Annotated in this window: 16 protein-coding genes and 1 tRNA gene; 7 read left to right on the top strand and 10 right to left on the bottom strand. The window is 38.6% G+C overall.

What is annotated here, in order from left to right:
* Nucleotides 1-687 (bottom strand): hypothetical protein (locus tag Q0X66_RS14010; RefSeq protein ID WP_297707448.1); only part of this gene is annotated, 687 nt, incomplete at its 3' end.
* Nucleotides 688-1,473: 786 nt separating this feature from the next.
* Here Q0X66_RS14010 and Q0X66_RS14005 point away from each other — a divergent pair.
* From Q0X66_RS14005 to mgtE, 4 genes are all read left to right on the top strand, one after another.
* Nucleotides 1,474-2,481 carry a DUF21 domain-containing protein gene (locus tag Q0X66_RS14005; RefSeq protein WP_297707446.1) on the top strand — a complete coding sequence of 336 codons (1,008 nt, stop codon included), beginning with the start codon at nucleotides 1,474-1,476 and terminating at the stop codon, nucleotides 2,479-2,481.
* Nucleotides 2,482-2,588: 107 nt separating this feature from the next.
* A complete protein-coding gene (locus Q0X66_RS14000) occupies nucleotides 2,589-3,380 on the top strand; it encodes a mechanosensitive ion channel domain-containing protein (protein ID WP_297707444.1) in 792 nt (263 codons plus the stop codon).
* Nucleotides 3,381-3,383: 3 nt separating this feature from the next.
* Nucleotides 3,384-4,187, top strand: a complete 804-nt coding sequence (locus Q0X66_RS13995; protein ID WP_297707442.1) for a CBS domain-containing protein — start codon at nucleotides 3,384-3,386, stop codon at nucleotides 4,185-4,187.
* Between the two features lie 18 nt (nucleotides 4,188-4,205).
* Nucleotides 4,206-5,519, top strand: coding sequence for a magnesium transporter (gene mgtE, locus Q0X66_RS13990; RefSeq protein ID WP_297707440.1), 1,314 nt, complete (start codon nucleotides 4,206-4,208; stop codon nucleotides 5,517-5,519).
* 357 nt (nucleotides 5,520-5,876) lie between these two features.
* Here mgtE and Q0X66_RS13985 read toward each other — a convergent pair whose 3' ends face one another.
* The 9 genes from Q0X66_RS13985 to Q0X66_RS13945 form a co-directional block, all read right to left on the bottom strand.
* Nucleotides 5,877-6,959, bottom strand: a complete 1,083-nt coding sequence (locus Q0X66_RS13985; RefSeq protein ID WP_297707438.1) for a transporter substrate-binding domain-containing protein — start codon at nucleotides 6,957-6,959, stop codon at nucleotides 5,877-5,879.
* Nucleotides 6,956-9,889, bottom strand: coding sequence for a GAF domain-containing protein (locus tag Q0X66_RS13980; protein WP_297707437.1), 2,934 nt, complete (start codon nucleotides 9,887-9,889; stop codon nucleotides 6,956-6,958). Before Q0X66_RS13980 ends, Q0X66_RS13985 begins: the two co-directional genes overlap by 4 nt.
* 656 nt (nucleotides 9,890-10,545) lie before the next feature.
* Nucleotides 10,546-10,620, bottom strand: a tRNA-Val gene (locus tag Q0X66_RS13975).
* A gap of 90 nt (nucleotides 10,621-10,710) precedes the next feature.
* Nucleotides 10,711-11,922 carry a folylpolyglutamate synthase/dihydrofolate synthase family protein gene (locus Q0X66_RS13970; RefSeq protein ID WP_297707435.1) on the bottom strand — a complete coding sequence of 404 codons (1,212 nt, stop codon included), beginning with the start codon at nucleotides 11,920-11,922 and terminating at the stop codon, nucleotides 10,711-10,713.
* A gap of 3 nt (nucleotides 11,923-11,925) precedes the next feature.
* Entirely contained in the window at nucleotides 11,926-12,825 is a 900-nt protein-coding gene (locus tag Q0X66_RS13965) for an energy transducer TonB (RefSeq protein ID WP_297707433.1), read from the bottom strand.
* Nucleotides 12,825-13,211: a biopolymer transporter ExbD gene (locus Q0X66_RS13960; RefSeq protein WP_297707431.1), complete on the bottom strand. Its 387-nt coding sequence runs from the start codon at nucleotides 13,209-13,211 to the stop codon at nucleotides 12,825-12,827. Before Q0X66_RS13960 ends, Q0X66_RS13965 begins: the two co-directional genes overlap by 1 nt.
* 9 nt (nucleotides 13,212-13,220) lie before the next feature.
* The gene (locus tag Q0X66_RS13955; protein ID WP_297707429.1) at nucleotides 13,221-13,913 is read right to left on the bottom strand and encodes a MotA/TolQ/ExbB proton channel family protein; all 693 of its coding nucleotides are present in this window, start codon (nucleotides 13,911-13,913) and stop codon (nucleotides 13,221-13,223) included.
* Between the two features lie 49 nt (nucleotides 13,914-13,962).
* Nucleotides 13,963-15,330 carry a sodium:proton antiporter NhaD gene (gene nhaD / locus Q0X66_RS13950; protein WP_297707427.1) on the bottom strand — a complete coding sequence of 456 codons (1,368 nt, stop codon included), beginning with the start codon at nucleotides 15,328-15,330 and terminating at the stop codon, nucleotides 13,963-13,965.
* A gap of 11 nt (nucleotides 15,331-15,341) precedes the next feature.
* The gene (locus tag Q0X66_RS13945) at nucleotides 15,342-16,574 is read right to left on the bottom strand and encodes a Glu/Leu/Phe/Val dehydrogenase dimerization domain-containing protein (RefSeq protein WP_297707425.1); all 1,233 of its coding nucleotides are present in this window, start codon (nucleotides 16,572-16,574) and stop codon (nucleotides 15,342-15,344) included.
* A gap of 298 nt (nucleotides 16,575-16,872) precedes the next feature.
* Between Q0X66_RS13945 and Q0X66_RS13940 the strand changes: the two genes are divergently transcribed.
* The 3 genes from Q0X66_RS13940 to Q0X66_RS13930 all read left to right on the top strand — a co-directional run.
* Nucleotides 16,873-18,015: an acyl-CoA dehydrogenase gene (locus tag Q0X66_RS13940; RefSeq protein ID WP_297707423.1), complete on the top strand. Its 1,143-nt coding sequence runs from the start codon at nucleotides 16,873-16,875 to the stop codon at nucleotides 18,013-18,015.
* Nucleotides 18,016-18,344: 329 nt separating this feature from the next.
* On the top strand, nucleotides 18,345-22,847 hold the full coding sequence (gene gltB / locus Q0X66_RS13935) for a glutamate synthase large subunit (protein WP_297707450.1): 4,503 nt from the start codon (nucleotides 18,345-18,347) through the stop codon (nucleotides 22,845-22,847).
* A 7-nt stretch (nucleotides 22,848-22,854) separates the two neighbouring features.
* Nucleotides 22,855-23,432 (top strand): FAD-dependent oxidoreductase (locus tag Q0X66_RS13930; protein WP_297707421.1); only part of this gene is annotated, 578 nt, incomplete at its 3' end.

Here is a 23,432-nt window from a genome sequence, read left to right as displayed (position 1 = left end):
ATTCCATAAACCCCCGGATATACTGTCAATTTTAATACCAAACCAGTCTACATTAGCTGAAAATGCCCATCTGTCTGTAGGAGCCCAAATATACCAAAAACCAATGTTGGGTAAGGGAAGAAATGCCTCTACGTCACTTCTCTCAATGCCCGCTGATGCACCCCCAATCAAAGCTTCACCCTCTACCGAAGCTTTGACATTAAGTCCATGAATACCAAGCCCACCACCTAACTCATGCTTTTGTCCGGTACTTATAACCCTCCCAAAGAAAACCCTGTATAAGCCAACGCCAAAAGACACTTCGGCTTCACCACCTACGGGATAAGTAATATCCTCCCATTCTATCTCCTCATCCAGGGTCACATTTCTTGTACTCCCTACTTTAAAATACTCTCCACGTACAGACCAGAATTTATTCCTGGAAAATCTCCAGAAGAAATTAAAATTAAAGGTGTTATCCCCTTCGCTAAGACCAAGGGTCTCGTCAAAGTCAATGTCTTCCAGATCTTCTATATCTTCTATGGTGACATTACCCTCTATTCCGAATTTTATATCCCTGTTTGGAAAATACCAACCAGCTCCAATTATAAATCTATCGGTAAGAAGGGGGTGCTTATCATTTTCATTCTGAGAAAATGCCGAACCAAAAGTGACTAATAAAACCAGAATGCTAAGTATACTTTTCATTTTTTCTAAATTTTATATTAGTTAGTATTTGTTAAAATATACAACCAAAAGTGATTATATTTCAAGTAGGGGAACTTATTAAGGTTTCTAAAACTATTTCAAAATGTTTTGGAATCCTAATTATTTCAACTCTTCTTATGATTATATGTTAAAAATATAGAATTTATTAGTGCATATAGATGACATTGGTCATATTAATTTTCCCTAATTAAATTGCTTTAAATATGAATTTAGATCCTATAGACAAATAATTCGTTAAAAATTTAGGTCTTTATTGCTAATCAAGTTACAAATTAAATTTGACGACCAATATTACCAATATAACTGTCGAACATTCTTCTATTGCACCAATTATATTTAATCTGCAAAATGGACTAACTACTATAACTTGATTGCATCTCCATTGGGAAGCCACTGCTGTTAGTTTCCAAATATGCCCAATCTAAATGAATTATTGTCGTATAAGTGTTTTGTAAAGTCATGCTTTTCAAAGGTTGCTTTTCCAAATCACATTTTGAGATCCAAATACCTTTAAGCAGGTTTAAATTATGAATAGCTATTTTAGGTAATAGTATTGCAAGGAATACTATATTTTATAACGATGACCTGTGCTCATGTATCCGCTAAGTAATATATCCAATCAAACTGTATAAGTTTTTTAATCGGCAAGTAACTAAAAGCATATGACTATCTTTAAAATCTAAATATTCTGTGTGGCCATTGAGGAAAAGTATGGTCATATAGAAGGTGATAGCCAGCCTCACTCGCTGATAACAAAAAAATAAAATGGGAAATTCATTAATCTGGGCTGGTATCTTTTTTTGCGTTACCCAATCAGCCATATTTTCAGGTCTTAACTTAGCATTCTTTAGTCTAACCAGGCTTCGTCTCGAAATTGCTGCGGAAGATGCCAAGTCAACCCGTGCAATTAAAGTCCTTAATATGCGCAAGGACTCCAACTTTCTTCTGACAACCATTTTATGGGGAAATGTGGGTATCAATGTACTTCTTACACTACTCACCGATTCCGTGTTGGCAGGGGTAGCTTCTTTCGCATTTTCTACAGGGGTCATTACGTTTTTTGGGGAGATTATCCCTCAGGCCTATTTTTCAAGAAATGCTTTGCGTATGGCGTCCGGTTTGGCGCCTATTCTAAAGTTTTATCAAATTTTATTGTACCCTATTGCCAAACCTTGTGCCCTAATATTGGATGCCTGGTTGGGCAAAGAGTCAATAAGCTACTTCTCTGAAGAAAACATTAAACTATTTATTCGAAAACATATTGAAGATACAAAAAGTGAAATTGATGAAATAGAAGGAACGGGGGCAATTAATTTTCTTTCTTTGGACGATAATAAAATTATTGAAGAAGGGGAAATAATTAACCCGCTTAGCATCATTAGTTTAAAGGAGAAGAATGGCGAATTGATCTTTCCTGACTATAGCGCAACTCAAGAAAACGAATTTGTCAATCGAATCGATCGATCCGGTGAGAAGTGGATAATTTTTACGAACGAGTTGGAAGAACCGAAACTGGTCTTGGATGCAGATGGTTTTCTAAGGGACATCACCTTTTCTAAAAACAGAGAATCAATAAAAACCTTTTGTCATGTGCCAGTTGTTATTGTGGATGAAAATGTGAATCTTGGTAAGATAATCAAAATGTTAAAATTTAATTTAGAGAAGAACTCGGATAACCCAATCGATTTGGATGTGGTTCTGTTTTGGACGGAAGAGAATAAACGTATTATAACCGGAGCCGATTTGTTCGGCCGATTGTTAAATGGAATTTAGAACGATAAATAAGCGACAAAGGCGTACCCTTGAATTATAACTATTTTTGAATTAAATACACTAATTTAGGGAATGCTATTTTTGAAATTCCCTATCTTTAAAATCCTATGACACAGGAAATAAATACTATTCTAAGGAACTTAAAAGACGACTTTATAGCGCTTGTTCCAAATATTCTCATTTCAATACTTGTTTTGGGTATTGGGTATTTAATAGCGCGATTGGCCAAACACCTGGTCATTCAATTGATTGAATATATAGGTCGGATTGTAACTCGAAGGTTTAAGACGATCAATTTTAAACAAGCAGCCTCTTTTATAGGTATAGCTTTCTTTTGGTTAATTATCTTTTCCAGTATTCTCCTTATTACTGACATTTTGGGGCTAACTGTTTTGACCAATTGGTTTGAAAGCATTATTCATTATGTACCAAATGTTCTAGCTGCTGTCCTCATTATTTTTGCCGCCATAATTATCGGAAATTTAGTGTCCGATATGATAATATCCCTTAGCAAGCGTTTTGGATTAGAATACAGCTCAACCTTGGCCAAAATTGCACAATTCCTGCTTCTTTTCATGGCCGTAATAATAGCAATGGATCAGATCGGTATTGAAATATCCTTTCTTATAAATATTATTGATATCATTTTGGCCTCAGTACTTTTCGGAGCTACTTTGGCTTTTGGACTAGGTGCGAGAACTTCAATCAGCAACATTTTGGCGGCTTTTTACGTTCGCAAATACTACAAAGAAGGCGACGAAATACAAATTGGAGATATCAGAGGCAGGATTATTAAAATTGACTCAACTAGCATCGTTTTGGATTATGAAAAGGGGCAAGTGACTATACCGGCTAAGCAATTTAACGAAAATATATCATTTTTAATTACAAAAAAGTAAGCGATGAGCCCAGACCAGCTAGTATTGGAAGATTTTATAAACAAATACCCTTTCTCGGCGGCACAAGCACTGGAGCGGTTAAAAGATGAAGATGTAGCTGCATTTATTCAGGAATTACCAATCGAGAAAAGTCTAAAACTACTTGGTCTTATGAACATTGACAAAGCGGCCAAGTGTTTTATGCTGTTACCACCAAAACTTACGATAAAACTAATGGAAAACAGCAATCTCTCTTTTGGCGAATCTCTGTGCAGGCAGTTGGATGAACCATTTCTTGAAAGCTTATTGATAGGTTTAGCACCCAGGAAATCTATTGAGCTTAAACGGAAACTGGAGCAAATCCCCAATACTGTTGGTGTTTTAATGGTTCCGGCAATAGTTGTTAATAAGGAAATGACCGTTAAGGATGCTGTTGAAATAATTAAGAGAAATAAGGAAAATTTGGAATCTTATCTATATGTAGTGGATTTACATGGTTCTTTTGAAGGTGCAGTAAGACTAAAAGAACTTTTGTTTGCAGACAGAAGTAGTACGCTCGAAGAATTAATGATTACCGATATACCTAGATTCTTCCCTGAAACACCGATCAAAAATATTCTGGATCACCCAGCCTGGTTTGAATATCGTTATGTTCCTGTAATAGACCAATCTCAAAAACTTTTAGGAACCCTACCATATAGAACGACCAGGGAAACTACATTCAAAGCTAGTGGTCAATCAACTAAGGAAATTTTGAAAACAGGTGGTGCCCTTGGTGAATTATATCTGGTTGGACTTACAGGTTTGCTACAAAGTTTTGGTAAATAATCACAATAATAGAAGGATATGAAACAGAAAGCTGAAATCATAGGTAATGCGCTGCGCAATGAATTTTTTATAAAATATCCAAAAGATGCAGCCCACACACTAGAATCTGTCCCTCAAGACATAATATTGAATTATTTAAAAGAACTACCTCTTGATAAAGCACGAGTTATTTTTTTTCGACTGAATCCGGAAACTATTGTTGACCTTGTTTTGAAGATGGAGGAGTCTTTCTTTGTAGGTTTATTTCGCCAGGTGGATACACAACTCGCTGCACGAATATTTTCAAGGCTTAGCAAAGATGAGGCAGATATCAGATTATCACTTCTGCCGGACATTACTTCCAGGGAAATTAAGGACTTTTTAAACTTTCGGCCGGATACCGCCGGATATCTTATGGAAACCAACGTTTCCACTTTTTACAGTGATAATTCTGTAGAAGACGTTCTCCGTAAGATTCGAAAACTTGGAGACCGAAAAATTGTTGTTGTATATGTTGTGAATGACGAAGGGCAACTATTGGGCAAAATCCCAATTCAGTACATCGCTATTTCTCAACCTTCAGAAAAATTACACAAGCTAATGGAATCAGCTCAGTCTATAAACAGTATGGCTTCACGAGAAGAAGTCCTGGAAGTTATAGAGAAAGGAGACCTTTTGCAGGTTCCCGTTATCGATATTAACAATAATCTTCTTGGGGTCATAAGGAATGATACCCTGATGAGTGCAACTAAACAAGAGATTACCGAGAATTTACAAGCCATGTTTGGTGCCGGTAGGGAAGAACAGGCATTGTCAAAGGTATCCTATGCCGTACGAAAAAGACTTCCGTGGTTACAAGTCAACCTTGCAACTGCATTTTTGGCTTCTATGGTAGTTGGATTTTTTGAAGATACTATCGCAAAAATAACCATTCTAGCCATCTTTTTACCCGTTGTGGCCGGACAATCTGGAAATACAGGTTCTCAGTCATTGGCTGTGACGATGCGGGGTTTGGCACTAAAGGAAATCAGAATTTCGCAATGGTTCAGGGTGGCCAGAAAAGAAATCATGGTTGGTTTTATCAATGGAGTGGCTGTTGCTTTAACTACCGCCATAATCGTTTATTTTTGGGCGTCCTCTCTGGGAATTGCAATTGTAATCGGAATCTCAATGATAATATCGATGGTAATCGCAGGTTTTGCCGGTGCGGTAATTCCTATGGCACTTAAAGCAATAGGTCAGGATCCTGCTACCTCTTCTTCTATAATTTTGACAACGGTTACAGATATTTGTGGTTTTCTTAGCTTTTTGGGATTAGCAACGGCCTTATCGTCTGCACTAGGTATTGTCTAAAGGCTGACTATAAAGAAACCGTTTTTTAAATTTTTAATTTTGTTCTAAGCGCAATTTGGATTAAAATTATTGCTCAATTGAACGAAAAGGATTTTTGCTTTTCCGAGGCATACAAATTAATTGGTAATGATATCATGCCGCTATGGAAGCTATTTTATTAAAGAACAATATGCAACCATAATTATAGTAAATGGTATTGAATTTTCCCTCCCAATGATGGATTATCTCATTCCATTAGGTGAGCTATTGGGAAGCCGCTGCTGCAGACCTGCTTGCCTCGCCTTGATGTAGCCATTTTGGCCGACGAAGGCCTAAGGCGTGGTAGAAAATCTTCCAGGGCTAAGGCCCTGCTATTTTTTATTTCCCCTTAACACCATACTTCCTTTGCAAATCTATCCAATGTTCCTTCTGAATCTCCTTCATCAAACCAACATTGATCAGGTCAAAAGCCGGGTGGTGCTTCGGTAACATAAAACTTTGATAGTTCTCTTTAAAAGTGATGGGCAGCAGTTTCACCTTTTCATCTAAAGAAAGCCGATTTATGTAATACTGTAAAATGGTATGATCGTATAGCAGTACATCATTTTCTTTTTTGGCAAGTGCCCTGAGGGCAAGAATTGGTGAAGCATATGTCTTATTAATTGGAATATTTTCTTCTATTAAATAGGACTCTTCGTTTGTAGCACCCACTACTGAAATATTTTTCACCAATCGAATATCCTCGGCATTTTTTATGTCGGTTTGTAATCCGGAAATAGTTAGAGTGGAAGCGATGCTGGCAGTAAAACTCGAAATAATGATCACTGCAGTAAACATCCAAATAATGGCAATCGCTTTGCCTATGTTCGACTTGGGAGCTTTATCGCCATAACCGACCGTAGTCATTGTTACGGCTGACCACCATAGCCCGTCAAAAAGGCCTAAAAGACCGGGACGGAATTGAAATTTATTATGTCTTCGTTCAATTAGCCATAGAAAAAAACCAAAGACAAAAATGACAAAAATGAGTAACAATATAATTTCTAAAAAAGCCAGTGAGAAAATATTACTAATGAAAACAGTTAAGGGGGAGCGATTTAAGTAAGGAATAGCTACTCCAATACTGGAAATGAAATAGGGCTGCGTCATGTCAAATTTATTAACCCGCGAATCATTCACATCCATTGGATTTATGGTTATATCGATATCCTGGTACTCAAGTCTTTTTAAAATACCGACGAAATCTGAATATAGTTCATAACGGTAAGTCAGATTAGCAGACTGTGCTATGTTTTCCCATAACTCAATACTCAGGCCCTCAAAATCACCATCTTCCGTTTTTATGACAAAGGGGGGATCATGGTAAATACCTACGGTAAGAGTATCGCTTTCGGCAAAGGCCTGTTGGTTATTTCCCCCAAACAATAACAAGATTAATATGTAAAACGATAGATTCTTCATAACCTTTTAGTTATTTCCTCGTGAATGGAAAAGCAGATAAATTGGGCCAAAATTCTAAACATAACTAAATCATTTTGGTCGAATTGATTTTTCTGGATACTGTAAGCACATAAAACGACCGGCTGATCATTCTCTAAAGTAAAAGGTATAAACAATAAGGAACTAAAACGATAGGCAGCCTTTTCTCCAATGTACATTGTATGCTCCTTTTCGAAGTCATTAATTAAGACTTCCTGACTGTTGGTCATAGCCCAGCATGTTAAACTGGTTTTGCTGTTGAATGATTTGCTTCTAAAGGTATAACCACTTCGTTCCTGGTTGGAATAACCCTTGTGGACTACTTCATTTTTTTCCTTAAATGCAATTTCAAAAGCGTTAATATCAGCAGATTGGTTAACGGCTTTGCCCATTGCAGTGATGATGTCGTTCCATGATGCCTTTTTGGGAATTTCTTTGATAAATAGTTCGAGGGTTTGGATATTCGAATTTGCACTATCCAATTCTTCTTGCTGCTCTTCAAATTCCTGAATCTTTTGATGGAGTTGTGCTTCCTTTATCGCTAACTTTTCATTGGAGAATTTCAGGACTTGTTGTAATCTGTTGAAACGTCGTTTAACGTAAAAACGAAAATAATATGATATAAATAAAACCAGCAGGCCAATCGAACTATAAATAAACCAGGTTTGCAAATACCAGGGCAGAAATACCTTTAATTGAATTTCCAAAGGCTTACTCCATTGGTACCCCCCAGGTTGTCTGGCTCGCAATTCCAGATAGTAATTACCTAGTTCTATTTGGCTTAATGACAGCGTATTTTTATTTCCGTTGGATTGCCAGAGCTGTTCTTCCAACATGATCTGTCTGTCTTCTTTGGGAAGCAGTCTGTATTGGTATTGAACATTTCTGGCAGGAAAGGACAAATTCGTAAATATTAATTTGGACTGTTGACTATTTTTTATTTCTAACACCTCATTGAAACCTTTGGTAAATTCCCTTCCATCGATTACAATCTTTCGAATCCTTGGCGGATTGGAATAGGGAAGGGTAGCCGCAGACATGCGTGAGTATACCAGGCCTTCTGCGGTGCCTGCCCAAAGGCGTCCCTGAGCATCCGTAGTGATACATCGGTAAGCACTTATAACTGCAGGTAAACCTTCTGATTCACCTAAAATGGTGGAGGTATTTTCCTGGTGAAAAACCAGTCCTTTAGTGGCAGAGGAGATCCAAATATTATTATTGGAATAATGCGTTACTCCTCTCACCTCTTCTTGACCTAAAATATCATTTTGGATCAGTGTAATTTTTTCAGAATCGTAACGAAGTAAGCCATCTGTAGTAGCCAGCCATACTACACCGCGATCGTCGATGGTCAAATCATGGGCTTCAAAATTGAGCATAGCTGTAAAAGGAAGGGTAGGGCTAAGGTTCACAAATCGATCTTTCTCCGGATCAAAGTGATACAAATAACTTTCTTCACCGATACCTACAGCATATATTTCGCCCTTGGCACTTTCCTTGATTGCCAGAACCCTGCTGGAAAAACCTTTGGTCTCATCGTAATACTTGATTTCCCCTTTAGCATTGATCTTTGCAATGCCAATAATGGGTTTATTCACAGGGGCCTGGCAAAACCAAAGGTTCCCTTTACTGTCTGGATAAAGATAGAAAATGGCCTCGCCCCGGTCATGGAAATCATCATATCGTTTGATGATCTTGTTATTGGCATATTTTAATAATTCAACTTTTGGGGTAGTCGTGGATACCCAGGTGAATCCGGCTTTGTCTTGAGCAACTGCATTTGCTTGTAAATTATTATAAATGGTCTTGGCAGTGAATTCATCTTCAAGGGGAGAAATTTCGTATAAATAATTAATGGGTACCCAAGCTTTCCCCTGATTGCCCACGGCAATACCGATAGGATTATTCAAAGGCAAATTCTTAACGGTTTTGAAAAAGCGTTGTTGGAGCAACCAAAGTCCGGTTTCCGAACAAACCCAAAGCTTATCATTTTTACTTTTACTATCCGTAGTTATATAAATTTCATAGATAGGTCCAAAATCCAATTCTACCACCCGATGAGCTTCATTGGCTCCATATATGGTTTGAGGGGGTTTGTTTAAATTAGTTACTGAAAATAACTTTCCCTTTTTGGTCCCGATGATGTATTGATCATTTTGATCCACATGCATCGCAGTAATCAGGTCATCATCCAGCTCAATCGTCTTAATTAGCCGGGGCTTATTTTCTTGAATTTTATAGACATGCAGTGCATCGTTTCCCACCACAAGGTAATCTTTGTGAATTAATAGGGCGTTCCCATTTTTAATGTCCAGCTTTTTTTCAAAAGTTTTAGTGGCTTTATCAAAGTAGAATAATCCATCCAATGGACTCAGCACCCAAATTCCTCCCTTTAAGTCTTCATGTATCGCAAGCTTTTGTGCTTTATTCGTTTTGGAAAATGGATAGGTTTTGAAATCTCCTTGCTGCAACCTGCCAATGCTGTGATTGGATTGGGTAAGCCAGATATCCTGATCTTTACCCAGTGCAAAATCGTTGGGATAAAAAGGAAGCCCGGCAGTTTCATTGATTGTGCCTTCTATTAGCGGAATTACCTTAGGCTGGGAAAGCAAATCGTCAACTTGATAGATACCTATATCATTTACAAACAGCAGGTGATCTTCACGTTCATGAAGCTGATGAACAAATTGACTCTTGGTATGCATGCTATAAATGTCAAAATGGATTCCATCAAATCGATATAAACCGTTTTGGCTGCCTATCCATATAAAGCCTGCCTGATCCTGAAGTACAGTGGATACCCGGTCAAAAGGGGCTCCAGACCCAGAATTGTATTGAACATAGCTATACTGTTGTGCAGAAATATGAAAAGATATGCCACACAAACAAAGGAAGAGAATTACTTTGTTCATTTTTCTCAGCATTAAAGACAAATGTAGGAAAAAATTAGTCTATAACAGGAGAGGATCTGAGACCATTTTGTCATTTTATAATTGGTTAATTATTGATCATTCCGATCCGGATAACTCCTTCTCCATAGTATTACGAAGGAGAAGTTATCGGGATAACACAGAGCCGAATTTTTATATTTTCATTTCGAATGATGGATTACCTCATCCTTTTCGGTGAGCCATAGGGAGACCACTCCTGCAAACCTGCCTGCCTAGCCTTTATGTAGCCATTTTGGCGGACGAAGGCCGATGGCATGGCAGAAAATCATAAGGCGCACTGGCGCCTTATTTAGTTTTTATTCCCAAAAAAATATTGGATTAATTCGTTACGCTCTTTGATCCATCAAAACCACTCCTGAAAACTTGTTTCGACCGAAGCGTAGGGGCCAGCCTCGCACCCCCAGAATGAGTATGTCGGGCTGGCGGCACGCGGGTAGAAAACAATACTGGATTACAGCAAGCTGTGATCCATAGGGAGACCGCTTTTGCAATTAGAAAACGCCCGGCGTCTTACAGCGCCGGATATTTTTTATTTTCATTCCGAATGCTCAAACAAGTTTGACATTCTCCTGAAAATAAAAAATCCGCACATTACTGTGCGGATTTTCTGAATGATGTGGGCCCTACTGGATTCGAACCAGTGACCCCCTGCTTGTAAGGCAGGTGCTCTGAACCAACTGAGCTAAGAGCCCCTATGCTCTGAACCAACTGAGCTAAGAGCCCCTAAGGGGATGCAAATATAGAATAGTTTTTTGTTACCTAAAACAAAAAATAAGAAAAAATCACAGCACCTCAGCAACGGTAAATGTACTGCCTCCTATATAGATGAAATCATCTTTATCTGCTTTGCTCAGGGCGGCTTTATAAGCCATAGGAATCGAATCATACCCAGTACTCTTCAATCCAAATTGCGAAGCCTTTTTCATCAAGATTTCCACATCCAATCCCCTTGGAATATCGGGTCTGGCTAAATAATAAATGGCATCTTTTGGAAACAAGGGTAACAGTACATCAAGGTTTTTCTCTTTCACAAAACCGAGAACGATATGTAAGGTTTTAAATTTTTGCTGCTCTATTTGCTCCAGCACCAATGTAAGACCTTCACTGTTATGGGCGGTATCACACATAACTTCCGGTCTTTTTTGAAGGATCTGCCATCTCCCTAACAGCCCGGTATTCTCAACGACCTTCATCAGACCATTTCTTATGTGTTCCTCTTTGACCGGAAATTCTTTAAGCAAATTAATAATTGCCAACACCCCTTTAATATTTTTATTCTGATAACTCCCGAAAAGAGAGGTTTGGTACTCTTTAAGATCTTCACGGTCTGCATATACCAGATCTGAATTTCTTGCTTTCGCAATTTCTTCAAAAACAGGCGCAATCTCTTCCTGATATTCACTAATCACTAATGGAACATCCTCTTTTATAATTCCCGCCTTTTCCCTTGATATCAATTCCATTGTATGACCCAGTAAATCTGTATGGTCCAAACCAATATTCGTAATAAGTGAAGCTTCGGGAGTAATAATATTCGTGGCATCTAAACGCCCGCCCAGTCCCACTTCAATTATCGCAATAGACACCTTCTTCCTGGAAAAATAATCAAATGCCATTCCTACAGACATTTCAAAAAAAGACAGTTTATTTGCCTCAAGAAAGGCCTTATTCTCTTCTATAAATTCTATGACACTTTTTTGACTAATAGGTTTCCCATTAATCTTAATTCGCTCCCTGAAATCTTTCATATGTGGTGAGGTATACAACCCCACCTTATAACCTGCCTCGTGGAGTATGGATGCCAGCATATGACTGCTGGATCCTTTTCCATTAGTGCCGGCTACATGAATACTCTTAAAATTCAGATGTGGGTTTTTAAGGTGTGTGGATAAAGACAGGCTATTTTTTAGTTTGCCCTTATATGCATTTGATCCCTTTTGCTGATACATTGGAAGTTGAGCGAACATCCAATCGAGGGTCTCCTTGTAGGTCATTTACTATTCCCCCAATTTAAAGTTAACAACAACAAAACCTATCTGTTGGTTGGGGGCTTTGGAATCCAGATTCCATTTGTGCAGAAATGCCGTTTTCTTTGCAGGTTCCAATAAGCAAGGATGACTATTGGTAGTACCTTTCACTCCCGGTCTGGCATCTACCACCTTACCATTTCTATCTACAGTAATTTTAACAACTACTCTTCCTTCCTCATTACATTCCTGTTGAACTTTGCCCTTGCCTACCAGAGAGCGGCCATTCAGACCATATCCGCCCGTTCCACTTCCGGAACCAGGACTGCCGTAATAGCTTGTGGCATAAGGATCCCCATCGGGTTGGCCCTTGTCACCTGCTCTATTATCATCACCCTCACTGCCCTGAACTTCGCCGTCAGATTTGTTAAGGCCACCCATAAGTTCATCCAGCTTTTTCTTTTTGGCTTCTTTTTCTTGTTGGGCTTTTTCCTCTGCAGCCTTTTGTTCCCTGGCCAATTGTTCAGCTTTGGCCTGGGCCTTCCTGGCTGCCTCTTCCGCCTCGCGTTTAGCAGCTTGCTGCTGTCTTATTTTTATAGATTCTTCGTCTTCCTGTGTAAGTACTTTCTCGGTAGCTTTTTCCGTTAGATCTTCTTCCGCTACTTCTTCCGGTTGAGCGGCAGGCTTTTCTTCTACTACTTCCTCCTCTAACTCTTTCACGGGTTCCGCAGGCTGAGACTTTATTTTTTTAACGGGTTGCTTTTCTCCCATACCAAATTCCATCGTACCAAAATTTACAGTGATCCCGTTCTCGATAGGTGGATCCATATAAGTAAGGCCAACATAAAAAAGTAAAAGGAGGAGTACACTTAACAAAATGGTTGTAAGCGTAAATGATTTTTTCTTGTGTTTCGTGTCTAAAAACGACATTAATTTGGTCGCACAGCCAGGATCACTTTATAACTATTCCTATTGGCAATATCCATCACGTTAACCGCTTCTTTAATGGCCACGCTTTCTTCAGCCCTTAGAATAACAGTGGGCTTCTCCTGACCCTCAAGTGCTTTTTTTAATTCAATTTCTATGTATTCTCCGTTTATTCTCTCGCTGTTTACAAAATATTCCAGATTTTTATTAATCGTTACTGAAACATTTTGCGTATTTGTAGATTTTCCCTTTGCCTTGGGCAAAAGCAGGTCCAACGCATTTGGTGAATTGGCCGTTAACATAAAGAAAATCAGTAGCAGGAATACAATGTCCGTCATTGAGGACATGCTGAATTCCGGACTGATCTTATTTCTTCCTTTAATTTTCATAGTACTGTCTTAAACAGGTTCGTTCAGTAAATCAAGAAATTCCACGGCATTTGCCTCCATTTTATGGACTACCTTATCTGTACGGTTCACAAGATGGTTATAGCCCATATAAGCGACAATACCAACAATTAGGCCCGCAACTGTAGTAGTCATGGCTGTGTATATCCCTGATGCCAAAGCACCCATTTCTGCTTGTCCGCCACTACTGGCCATTTGATGGAATGCTATAATCATTCCAATAACCGTTCCTAAAAACCCAATCATGGGTCCTGCACCTGCAATGGTAGCAAGGACATTTACATTTTTTTCCAATTTATAAACCTCCAGGGTACCTGCATTCTCAATAGCCGTATTAATATCATCCAGGGGTTTACCTATTCTTGATATCCCTTTTTCTGTTAACCTCGCTACGGGTGAATCTGTTTGAGCACATAATATTTTGGCCGATTCCAGCTTGCCGGTCATAACATGATCGCGTATTTGATTCATGAAATTCTTATCTATTTGTGACGCGGCTTTTATGGCCAGTAAACGTTCAAAATAAATATATAATCCAACCGCCAGCATTACAAAAAGAACAGATATAATAATTATACTACCTGTGCCCCCATTAAAGATTAGATCAATAACTGAAAGTGTTTTTTCTTCTGAAACAAGTTCCCCAACTTGAGTTTCATCAGCAAGATCCTGAAACATAACCATATTTTTCCCTATTAAAAGTTGCCCTTATAACGGTATATTATCAATTAAATTATACGTTTAATAATAAATTTCGAATAAGTATAAATGCGCCTGCGCCCCCAATAAAACCAATGAATGCCAGCCATGCAATTTTTTTGAAATACCAGAAAAAATCAATTTTCTCCATTCCCATAGCTACAACTCCGGCTGCGGATCCAATAATTAACATGCTACCACCAGTTCCTGCTGAATAGGCAATAAAATGCCAGACAGAATCATCTAAAGGTATTGAGAACATCCCCATACTGGCTGCCACCAATGGTACGTTGTCTATCACGGCAGAACCAACACCCAATATCAATATTACCAAATCTGATACGGATTGGTTCACCGATTCAGTGCCAAGAAATGGCATTGTGGAATCTAGTGTGCCTGCAAAATGAAATAACATCCCTAAAGACTCCAGAGCAGCAACCGCTAAAAGTATCCCAAGGAAAAAGAGTATACTTGGAAGCTCTATTTTGGATAAGGAAGCATGCACAGCACTATGGTGGGCGCCTTCCTGACTCTCTGCTGCATCCACACTGGAAATACTGAATTTTGCGCTTGTATATATTTCTGCAAAGGTAGCTACAACAGCAAGTGAAAGCATCATCCCCACATAAGGTGGTAAATGAGTAATGGTCTTAAAAAATGGAACAAATACGATGGAACCTAAACCAAGATATAACATAGTTGCTCCAAATGGGGATTTTGGTTTTTCTTTATCTTCCAATTCCGCCTTAATATTTCCTTTAAATGCCTTGTACCGCAATGCAACAAGAACAGGAAGGACCATACAAACTATTGATGGTATCAGTACAAATTTAATGAGTTGCAGAGCAGATACTTTATTGCCGATCCATAGCATTGTAGTTGTAACATCTCCAATTGGAGACCAAGCCCCTCCGGCATTAGCAGCAATAATAATCATCCCCGCAAACCAAAGCCTAACCTCACGTTCTTTGATAACTTTTTGCAATATAGTTACCAGAACGATGGTCGCCGTTAGGTTGTCTATAATTGCAGAAAGAATAAAGGCCAAAATAGAAAAGAGCCAAAGTAGTTTTGACTTTTTCGTTGTGCGTATATAGCCCTTAATGGTGGCAAATCCATCAAAATAATCTATGATCTCCACAATAGTCATTGCCCCCAAAAGGAAAACAAGGATTTCTGCGGTTTTACCCAGATGATGTAACAGCATTTCATCTATGTGGGAGGGCTCTAATTCCTTTAAGTCGGTATTAACCTCAAAAACAGGCATATGAGCCAATGCTATAATGGCCCATAAAATTGCCATCATGGCCAATGCGGGAATTAGTTTGTCTATTTTTAGATTATGCTCAAGGGTAATAGCCAAATAGCCTGCTAAGAATACAATAATAATAATGGTCTCCATATTGGTTGGTTTTAGATTAGTTGTTTTAGGGCAATTTCAAATGCCGTTGTACTCATATTTTTTCTTGTTACATTTTGCTTAAAGATATTCAAAATTGCTTTTCGAATGGTATCTGAAGTATCATTAAAAATTAATTCATCTTCCATACCCACTCTTCGCTCCATGAAATAAGCAAATAATCTGGCCATTCCACAGTTTGAAACAAAGTCAGGGATGAGACTTACCCTTTCATCGGTATACTCCATAATTGGACCAAAAAATATTTCAGGGTCTGCAAATGGTACATTTGCGCCACATGAAATAACCTCAAGGCCTGTATCAATCATTTCAGCAATTTGTTCCCGGGTAATTAATCTGGAAGCCGCACATGGTGCAAAAATTTCCGTTGGTAAACTCCAGATACGTTCATTCATTTCATCAAAAGGAATCATTTTATCCGCATCTGCTATTAATGTATTTCCTTTTTTATGTAAAAAGAAGGTCTTTATTTCCTCGAATGAAAAACCATCTTCATTAATTACTCCGCCTACACGATCAATAATTCCTACAATCCTGGCACCCATTTGTGCCAAATAAAACGCCGCCGCCGAGCCTACGTTTCCAAATCCCTGTACAATAGCTCGCTTACCTATCACGGTGCCTCCAAAGATATCATAGTAGTGCCTAATGGCTTCTGCTACACCAAAACCTGTTATCATATCGGCAACGGTGTATTTTTTGCTAACATCAGGGGAATAGGTATTACTTTCCAAAACCTTAATAACTCCGAGTCTTAGCTGTCCTATCCTATTAATTTTGTCGGCTTCTGTAGGCTTGAAATGACCATTAAATACTCCTTCCTGGGGGTGCCAAACTCCTGCATCCTCAGTTATTGGAATTACCTCATGAATTTCATCTACATTTAAATCTCCACCAGTACCATAATAACTCTTTAGCAATGGTGAAACCGCCGAATACCACCTTTCCAGTACACCTCTTTTTCTTGGATCATGTGGGTTGAAATTAATACCCGACTTCGCTCCTCCAATTGGTGGACCGGATACCGTAAATTTTACTTCCATTGTTTTTGCAAGAGATAGTACTTCGTTCTTATCCAAGCCCTCGCGCATTCTGGTTCCGCCTCCGGCTGCTCCACCTCTTAAAGAATTTATAACAGTCCATCCTTCAGCCTCAGTTTCCGGATCTTTCCAGTTAAAGACTATCTCCGGCGGTTTGTTTTCGTATATTTTTAATAGCTTTTTCATTTGTTTATCAATTAATTATGTGACAAGATTTAAAAATGTGTACTAAAATTGGTGCTTTAACTAAGTGTAAGCCAAATGAAGCTAATGTTGTCTCATAATTTATTTGATATTTTAGGTAATAGGTGCACCACAGACAAATATAAAAATATTGTGCTACTTTAAAAGTTTTTTAGATCTTACTTGGTCGCAAAAGTTAACTCTTTTGCAAAGACCTTCACTTTTATAAATAAGCTAATTTATCCATACATATTTTCCCTCAGTCTTGTATCTTTACAATGTTTTCATCAAACTTACAGCAATGAACTTTACACTATCAGAAGAACAAGAAATGATTAGGCAGGCGGCCAGAGATTTTGCCCATGCTGAATTGTTGCCCGGTGTAATTGAACGTGATGAGACACAACAATTCCCCTCCGAGCAAGTGAAAAAAATGGGAGAACTTGGTTTTATGGGAATGATGGTAGATCCCGAATATGGTGGGAGTGGTTTAGATACATTGTCCTATGTTTTAACCATGGAGGAACTTTCAAAAATAGATGCCTCCTCTTCGGTTATTCTATCAGTAAATAATTCATTGGTATGCTGGGGTTTAGAGACTTTTGGTTCCATGGAGCAAAAAGAAAAATATCTGAAAAAGTTGGCGTCAGGTGAAATTATAGGTGCTTTCTGCCTTTCAGAACCGGAAGCGGGTAGTGATGCCACATCTCAAAAAACCACAGCTATTGATAAAGGTGACCATTATGTTCTGAACGGAACAAAAAATTGGATTACTAATGGAAATTCCGCATCCGTTTACCTGGTTATTGCTCAAACCAATGTTGAAAAAGGATACAAAGGAATAAATGCCCTGATAGTTGAAAAAGGTATGCCGGGGTTTGAAATTGGGCCTAAAGAAAACAAATTAGGAATACGTGGAAGTGATACACATTCTTTAATATTCAATGATGTAAAAGTACCCAAGGAAAATAGAATTGGTGAAGATGGTTTTGGATTTAAATTTGCCATGAAAACCCTTGCAGGCGGAAGAATTGGTATTGCAGCACAGGCATTAGGAATTGCGGCCGGTGCTTATGAACTTGCCAAAAACTATTCAAAAGAACGCAGAGCATTTGGTACGGAAATAGCTAACCATCAGGCTATTGCCTTTAAACTGGCTGACATGCATACACAAATTCAGGCAGCCAGATATCTGGTGTACAAAGCGGCCTGGGACAAAGATCAGGGTAATGACTATGACACTTCAAGTGCAATGGCTAAACTTTATGCCTCACAAATTGCCATGGAAACTACTGTGGAGGCCGTGCAAATATTTGGAGGTAATGGATTCGTTAAAGAATACCATGTTGAACGAATGATGAGGGATGCAAAAATCACTCAGATATATGAGGGAACAACAGAGATCCAAAAAATAGTAATCTCCAGAAATATACTAAAAAATTAACCTCATATATTAAGTTTATAATCATATACCCCAAGATTTTTAGGGTCTTCCTTTTAAAATTCACAATTTTTTGTCAATAATATTTCCAATGATAGGGTTGGAGTTAAAATTATTACTATTTCAACCCATATAACCCCCTAACCTACTCCTCAGCAGCAAAGAACTACTCACGTTTTACTATAATCTCAATTTACCAGGCATAAATATTCCAAATTGAATATTTTTTAACGTTTTATTGTAAACGTTAAATATTTTGCATACTATCTTATTAAATGATGTATATATTTCATTTAAAATGATATTTTTGAGAAAATACTGCAATAGAGATGATGAAAAGACAAGGCTTGTATCTACCTGAATTTGAACATGATAACTGTGGTGCTGGATTTATTTGCAGCCTAAAAGGAAAAAAGTCGAATGATATTATTCACAAGGCACTCGAAATCCTTGATAAATTAGAACACAGGGGGGCTGTAAGTGCCGATGGTAAGACAGGAGATGGTGCCGGTATCCTGATTGATATTCCACATCAGTTCTTTCTGGATGAATGTGATTTCGAAATTCCTAATGCAGGTGATTATGCTGTTGGTAATGTTTTCTTTCCAATAAAGGAAAATCAAAGAGACTATTGCGTCTCCGTATTCGAAGAAAACATAAAAAAGCAGGGATTAAAATTATTAGGATGGCGAAATGTTCCCGTTAACAAAGCTATACCCGGAAGAATCGCCGGTGAAACGGAGCCTTATGTTAAGCAAATCTTTGTTGGCAAAGAAAATGAGGAGCAAAAAGATTTTGACTTTAACCTTAAGCTGTATATCGCTCGTAAAGTAACAGAACATGCCCTTATAAATTCAAAATTATCGGAAAGTAAATTTTTCTATGTTCCCAGTCTTTCAACAAAAATAATCATCTTCAAAGGGCTATTAATGCCGAACGATATAAAGCTCTACTTTAAAGATTTAATGGATACGAGGGTGGTTACAAGATTAGCCTTGGTTCATCAACGTTTTTCCACTAATACTTTTCCTACCTGGGATCTGGCCCAACCCTTCAGGTATATGTGTCATAATGGGGAGATCAATACCCTAAGAGGTAATGTTATGCGCATGCGTTCAAGGGAAGACTTATTAAAAAGTGATCTTTTCGGAGAAGAAATAAAAAATATTCTACCTGTAATTTTATCCGGAAAATCTGACTCTGCCTCTATGGATATGGTGGTAGAATTGTTGCTAATGACAGGGCGGTCTCTTCCGGAAGTAATGATGATGCTAGTTCCCGAAGCCTGGGAAAAGAACGAAGAAATGTCTGTGGCAAAACGGGCATTCTATGAATACAATTCTTGCGTCATGGAACCCTGGGATGGCCCTGCATCCATACCCTTCACAGATGGCAATTACATTGGTGCCGTTCTGGACAGAAATGGCCTTAGACCATCTAGGTACTCGGTTACAAAAGACGGATATGTAATTATGTCTTCTGAAACAGGTGTGGTAGAAATAGCCCCGGAAAATATAGAATATCACGGCCGACTTGAACCGGGAAAAATGTTTCTGGTGGATATGGAAGCTGGCAGAATTGTAAACGATGAAGAGATTAAAGAAAAAATAGCAAAGAAGTATCCTTATAAAAAGTGGTTAGATGCCAATTTGGTTCATCTGAAAAATATCCCATATAATGATTGCCCACTTTTTCTAAATGAAGCTTCTCTGGAGAAAAGAAAAGCAGTATTTGGCTATACCCTGGAGGACATAAATACAATTATTCTTCCAATGGGGCAACATGCAAAGGAACCCATAGGCTCAATGGGATCGGACACCCCTATTGCGGTATTGTCTGAGCGCCCTCAGCTTTTGTATAATTATTTTAAACAACTTTTCGCACAGGTAACTAATCCGCCATTAGATGGTATTCGCGAAGAATTAATAACAGATATCTCACTTACATTGGGAAGTGATCATAATATTTTTGACATCACTGAATTAAATTGTAGAAAGCTAAAAATCCAAAATCCGGTTATTTCCAAAGAAGATCTTGATAAAATCAAGAATTACGATGCCAGCCCTGATTACAAAGTGGTTTCAATTCCTATACTCTATAACATAGCCAGAGGTCATAATGGTTTGGAGGAAGCCCTTGAGAACAATTTAAAGCAAGCAGAGAAAGCCATAGATGAGGGAACTAACATCATTATATTGTCGGATAGAAACTCCGATAAAGATAGAGCACCGATTCCTGCTTTACTTGCCTGTTCTTATATAAATAGCGGACTTCAGCGATTGGGCAAACGTTCCAAATTAAGCATCATTATAGAATCTGCGGAGCCAAGGGAAGTCCATCATTTTGCTCTGTTGTTCGGGTTTGGAGCTAGTGCGATTAATCCCTATCTGGTAAATGAGATAATTGCAGAACAAATTGAAGAACATGATATTACGGAATACACTTTTGATGAGGCCATTAAAAACTACAATAAGGCAATTGGAAAGGGTATTTTAAAAGTTATGAATAAAATTGGTATATCTACTCTAAACTCGTACCGGGGTTCTAAACTCTTTGAATGTATTGGAATTAAGACCAAAGTTGTGGATAAATATTTTCCAAATACCCCAACACGTATTCAGGGTATTGGATTGTATGAAATAGAAAAAGAGGTATCCAAAAGACATAAAAGGGCCTATCAGGATCAGCATATTGCTGCTAATTTAGATCTTGAAATTGGAGGTGAATATCGTTGGAGGCGCGATGGGGAAAAACATATGTTCAATCCTTTATCTATTGCCAAACTTCAGAAATCTGTTAGAAATAATGAGCCAGACACCTACAAAGAATTTGCCGCAATGGTCAACGAACAATCCAAAAATTTAATGACCATTCGAGGTTTATTCGAATTTTCAAATTATGACCCTATTCCTATTGAAGACGTAGAACCCTGGACGGAAATAGTTAAAAGATTTAAAACTGGTGCCATGTCCTATGGCTCCATTAGTAAAGAGGCGCATGAAAATCTGGCTATTGCCATGAACAGGATTGGAGGTAAAAGCAATTCCGGGGAAGGCGGAGAAGATGCCGATAGATTCTATAAAAACCAGACCGGAGATTGGCGAAATAGCGCCATTAAACAAGTTGCTTCCGGAAGGTTTGGTGTTACTTCAGATTATCTTACAAATGCTCAGGAGATACAGATTAAAATGGCTCAGGGTGCCAAACCGGGAGAAGGAGGCCAACTACCTGGTCCAAAGGTAAACCCGGCAATAGCCAAAACGCGAAATTCAACCCCCTACGTAGGTCTTATATCACCTCCACCACATCATGACATCTATTCCATTGAGGATTTATCGCAATTAATTTATGATCTTAAATCTGCTAATCGCAAGGCCAGGATTAATGTCAAACTCGTCTCTGAAGTCGGTGTAGGAACAGTTGCTGCCGGGGTTTCTAAAGCTAAGGCCGATGTAATTCTTATTTCCGGATTCGACGGCGGAACCGGTGCATCTCCATTGACCTCACTTAAACATGCGGGCCTTCCATGGGAATTAGGAATTGCTGAAGCTCAGCAGACCTTGGTACTGAATGACCTGAGAAACAGAATAGTTTTGGAATGCGATGGACAATTAAAAACAGGGAGAGATGTAGCAATAGCCTGTCTTTTAGGAGCAGAGGAATTTGGATTTGCAACAGCTCCTCTGGTGGCTTCCGGATGTATAATGATGCGTGTTTGTCATTTAAATACATGTCCGGTGGGTATTGCAACCCAAAATCCTGAGCTGAGAAAGAAGTTTAATGGCAAGCCGGAACATGTGGTCAACTATATGTATTTTGTAGCAGAGGAATTAAGAGAAATAATGGCTCAACTAGGTTTTCGTTCTGTTAAGGAAATGGTAGGCCAGGTGCAAAAACTGGATAGAAATGCGGCAATTGATCATTATAAGGCAGCAGGAATAGACCTGACACCTATTCTTCATCAAATAGATGTTCCGAAGAATACAAAACTTTATAATACACAAAAGCAACATCATCATATTGATGAATCTATAGAGTTCGAGATTATAGAGAAAGCACATCCCGCGCTGTTTAGAAAGGAAAAAATATCTCTAGATTTTCCAATTCACAATACAGACAGGGCAGTAGGTGCAATTATTAGTAATGAAATATCGAAAATATACGGTGCTGAAGGACTCCCGGAAAACACTTTGAAACTGAATTTTACAGGTTCTGCAGGGCAAAGTTTTGGGGCGTTTGCTACCAAAGGCCTTACTATGGTGGTCAATGGAAACACAAATGACTATTTAGGGAAAGGACTTTCAGGCGCTAAGTTGATCATAAAAGTTCCGGATAAATCAACTTTACAACCGGAAAATAATGTCATAACCGGAAATGTAACTCTTTATGGTGCCACTTCAGGCAAAGCTTATATAAATGGCAAAGCTGGTGAACGTTTTTGCGTAAGGAATTCCGGAGCAAAGGCGGTCGTAGAAGGAATTGGAGATCACGGATGCGAATACATGACAGGTGGCATAGCCGTAATACTTGGGGAAGTTGGTAGAAACTTTGGCGCTGGAATGAGCGGGGGTATCGCCTATATTTTTGATGAGAAAAAGACTTTTGAGAAAAGGTGTAATAAGGAGGCGTTAAACCTACTGGTGGTTGAAGAAGAGAATGACATAAAGGAACTTAGAGAATTAATTGAAAATCATTACAATGCCACTTTAAGTCCGCTTGCTCAGAGAATACTTGAGAATTGGGAAGATTGCCTTCCTAAATTTATAAAAATATTTCCTGAAGAATACAAGCAGGCATTAATACGTCTGGAAAGAGAAAAATTAGAAACAACATAATCGATAGATGGGAAAGATAACAGGATTTTTGGAATTCGATAGAAAAGTAGAGAAATACGCTCCGGTAGATGAGCGCACTCAGAATTATAAAGAGTTTACCCTCCCTATGAAGGAAAAAGAACTCAAAAATCAGGGTGCCAGATGTATGGATTGCGGTATACCATTTTGCCATAGTGGATGTCCCCTGGGTAATTTAATTCCGGATTTTAATGATGCCGTGTATAGAGGTAAGTGGGAAAAGGCCGCCGAAATTTTACATGCGACAAATAATTTTCCTGAGTTTACCGGAAGATTGTGTCCGGCTCCTTGTGAGGAAGCCTGTGTGCTTGGAATCAATGAAGATCCGGTGTCTATTGAAAATATTGAAAAGAATATTGTTGAAACCGCTTTCCAAAAAGGGTGGGTTGTAGCCAATCCTCCAGAATTTAGAACGGGTAAAAAAGTTGCCGTTGTTGGCTCAGGACCTGCCGGTTTAGCCGCCGCTCAGCAACTCAATAGGGCGGGTCATTCTGTTACAGTTTTTGAACGGGATGAAAAACCTGGTGGCCTGTTAAGGTATGGGATCCCTGATTTTAAAATGGAGAA

Source organism: uncultured Eudoraea sp. (assembly GCF_947260015.1).
GTDB lineage: Bacteria > Bacteroidota > Bacteroidia > Flavobacteriales > Flavobacteriaceae > Eudoraea.
This window is presented reverse-complemented; position numbering and strand designations above follow the sequence as displayed.